Origin of the sequence: Caballeronia sp. GAFFF1 (assembly GCF_023630705.1) — a bacterium.
Lineage (GTDB): Bacteria > Pseudomonadota > Gammaproteobacteria > Burkholderiales > Burkholderiaceae > Caballeronia.
The window spans coordinates 1-267 of sequence record NZ_JALQEM010000057.1; the positions used below are offsets into that span (position 1 = coordinate 1).

Sequence of the window (267 nt, forward strand, 5' to 3'; positions counted from 1 at the left end):
ATCGTACAGCACCAGGAGGAACTATACAAACTGCATTCATTCCATTCTTAGGAAGTACCGAATGCGAAGTTGGTCCAGCGAAAAATCCACTGGGTAAGGATAATGCTGGTTGTGGAGCAGGATCTAGTTTTGGGGGACTTAACCAAGCAACAAACGCAGTAAACGCGATGCTTGCTGAAGCAGACCCATATCTGACTGCTGTTACAAATTATATGAATGGATCCTACTTGGCACAGTTCAGTACTCCTGGACGAGAAGGATCTATGT

General features: G+C 44.9%; 1 protein-coding gene. It reads left to right on the forward strand.

Annotated features, from left to right (window positions below):
- The coding region (locus NCR37_RS28280; protein WP_250476109.1) for a hypothetical protein at positions 1-267 on the forward strand (267 nt) is incomplete at both ends.